This window comes from Desulfuromonas sp. TF, assembly GCF_000472285.1.
Lineage (GTDB): Bacteria > Desulfobacterota > Desulfuromonadia > Desulfuromonadales > ATBO01 > ATBO01.
This window is the reverse complement of the sequence record NZ_KI421421.1, coordinates 468,407-471,093: the sequence shown is the minus strand read 5'-3', so window position 1 is coordinate 471,093 and position 2,687 is coordinate 468,407. Positions and strand designations below refer to the sequence as shown.

Here is a 2,687-nt window from a genome sequence, read left to right as displayed (position 1 = left end):
CACTTCCACCTCTTCGGACTTGGCCGAGTACTCCACCCTCTTGTAATGGTTGTAGACCGCCACGGACAGGACTCTTTTTGCCCGTTCCTGGCCGATCACGAAATCGTCTAGTGTATCCTTGATTTCGGCGGGCCGGGGGAGTCGACCGGCCCCCTTGGCCGTCGAATCTTCAAGCTTGGCCTCTTCGGCGATGATGTCCTTGCATAATTCGATGCATTCGTCGCAGATATATACGGCAGGACCGGCAATAAGCTTTTTAACCTCATCCTGGGCCTTGCCGCAGAACGAGCAGCTGAGCTGTCCTGATTTACTGTCATTCTGACTCACTAAAGCGCCTCCGTGCTGATAAAAGTCAGCTTTTTCTCTCTACTATGCTGTCAATGATACCATAATTTTTCGCGGCGTCGCTAGCCATGAAAAAGTCCCGTTCCGTATCCAGGGACACCCGCTCCATGTCTTGACCGGTGTGGCTTGCCAGGATTCCGTTGAGGGTGTCTCGCAGCTTGAGAATTTCTTCCGCATGAATCTTGATGTCGGAGGCCTGTCCCTGGAACCCGCCAAGGGGCTGGTGGATCATAATTCTCGCATGCGGCAGTGCAAAACGTTTCCCCTTGGTCCCCGCGGCCAGGAGGAGGGCTCCCATACTGGCAGCCTGACCGACGCAGATGGTGGACACGGGAGCTTTCAGATACTGCATGGTATCATAAATCGCCATGCCGGCGGTAACCACTCCCCCGGGAGAATTGATATACAGATGAATATCCTTCTCGGGATCTTCCGATTCGAGAAAGAGCAGCTGGGCAATAATGAGGTTGGCCATGTGGTCCTCGATGGCGCCTCCCAAAAAGATGATCCTGTCCTTGAGCAGACGGGAATAGATGTCGTAGGCCCGTTCTCCGCGACCCGTCTGCTCCACCACCATGGGGATGAGAGTCATTTGCATCACTCCTTTTCCTCGCCCTGATCCGACTCCGCCAGGCTCGCCTTGTTCACCTCTTCAACGGTCGAATTATCGAGCAGGAAACGGACCACCTTTTCTTCGGCGATCTGCATAATCAGCCCGCGGCGGGCGTCATCGCCGGCATAGTGCTTCTTCACCGCATCCAGGGGGGCGTTGGCCATGGCGGCAATCTCCTCGAGCTTACCATCGATCTCGGAGTCCTCAACCTTGAGATTCTCCTGCTTGGCCACAGCCTCGAGAATCAGGCTCCCCTGGACCTGCTTTACCGCTGTCTCCCGATACATCTGCTTGAAAGAATCTTCGTTCAAACCGAGCATCTCCAGGCTCATTCCCTGCGACTGCATGCGATTGCGCACGTTCCCCAGCATATAATCGAGCTGGTTCGACACCATCGCTTCGGGGACCTCCACCGGATTGCGCTCGATCAGTGCGTTCATCAGCCGCTCGCGCAGATCGCCATCGATGCGGTTCTTTTCCTGGGTGCGATAACTGGTGTCGATCTCTTCCCTCAGCTTGTCAAAACTCTCCAAGCCGAATCCCTTGGCGAACTCGTCATCAAGTTCGGGCAGGACCTTTTCCTTGATCTCCCGCAGGCGCACCTTAAAAGTAGCAGGCTTGCCGGCAAGCTCCTTGTTCCCGTACTCCTCGGGAAAGGTCACTTCGATTTCCCGTCCTTCTTCCCGCTTCATTCCTTCCAGCTGCTCTTCGAAACCGGGAATGAAGGATCCCGAGCCGAGCTCCAGAACGTGACCTTCGGCCTTGCCCCCCTCAAAGGCTTCGCCGTCGACAAACCCTTCAAAGTCGATGACGACAAAATCGCCGCCCCTGGCCTCTTCCCGCGAGGAGACCTCCATCTGGGATCGGCCGACGCGCAACTCCTCGAGCCGGTCCTTGACCACTTGGGGCTCGGGCTCGAAGCTTTCCTTTTGCAGGATGAGACCGGTATAATCCTTGACTTCGATTTCGGGTTTTACTTCAACTTCCGCCTCATAAGAAAAGGCCTTCCCTTTTTCCAGAGGACTGCTTTCCACAATCTCAGGATCGGAAACGGCCGAGATTCGATGCTCCACCAACGCCTTGAAGTAAGAATCGTTGATGAGGCGTCCCAATACCTGTTCCTCCATCTGGGGAGCATAGTACTTCTCGAGAACGGCCTGGGGAATCTTGCCGGGGCGAAAGCCCTTGACCTTGGCGGTCTTGGCGATCTTCTGATAGGTCTTGCGGATTTCGGCATCCACCTGTTCGGCAGCCACTTCGAAGGAGAGCTTCTTCTTGATGCTGCTGACGTCTTCTATCTGGACATTCATGACTTTACCTCACTCTGTTCCTGTATTTATAAAAATCGTCGAACCACGGACATCGGCCCGCGGGGGCACAACGGATGAGGGCACTTGGCTGGTGCTGAGAGGAGAAAGAGAAATGGTGCGAGAGGGGGGAGTCGAACCCCCACGGTTGCCCGCTGGATCCTAAGTCCAGTGCGTCTGCCAATTCCGCCACTCTCGCAGGGGACAGGGCCCAAAAACCCCATAAGCCTCATAAGTTGATTGGAAGGCGGAATGGTTGAAAATACAAGAAGGCCGCCCGCTCCCTAGCAACGGACAGCCACACCATTCGTCAGCCTTCTGACAGCCTTTACCCGGCTTAAAAAATAGAAAGCCCGACTTTTTGCCGACTCACCTGTGACAGGAACGCCACATTCATCGATACGGTAAAAAGGCGGGCCAGA

General features: G+C 55.2%; 3 protein-coding genes and 1 tRNA gene. All 4 read right to left on the bottom strand.

Annotated elements, in window-relative coordinates; translation table 11 throughout:
- The coding region (locus DTF_RS27280; protein WP_304412878.1) for a ClpX C4-type zinc finger protein at window positions 1-327 on the bottom strand (327 nt) is incomplete at its 3' end.
- 25 nt (window positions 328-352) lie between these two features.
- Window positions 353-937, bottom strand: a complete 585-nt coding sequence (gene clpP, locus DTF_RS0113530) for an ATP-dependent Clp endopeptidase proteolytic subunit ClpP (protein WP_027715746.1) — start codon at window positions 935-937, stop codon at window positions 353-355.
- Window positions 938-942: 5 nt separating this feature from the next.
- Window positions 943-2,268: a trigger factor gene (tig, locus tag DTF_RS0113525; RefSeq protein WP_027715745.1), complete on the bottom strand. Its 1,326-nt coding sequence runs from the start codon at window positions 2,266-2,268 to the stop codon at window positions 943-945.
- 113 nt (window positions 2,269-2,381) lie between these two features.
- A tRNA-Leu gene (locus DTF_RS0113520) sits at window positions 2,382-2,464 on the bottom strand.
- Window positions 2,465-2,687 lie beyond the last annotated feature (223 nt).

Coding starts and splice junctions, on each gene's coding strand:
- clpP (WP_027715746.1), bottom strand. CDS start 937: ATGACTCTCATCCCCATGGTGGTGGAGCAGACGGGTCGCGGAGAACGG.
- tig (WP_027715745.1), bottom strand. CDS start 2,268: ATGAATGTCCAGATAGAAGACGTCAGCAGCATCAAGAAGAAGCTCTCC.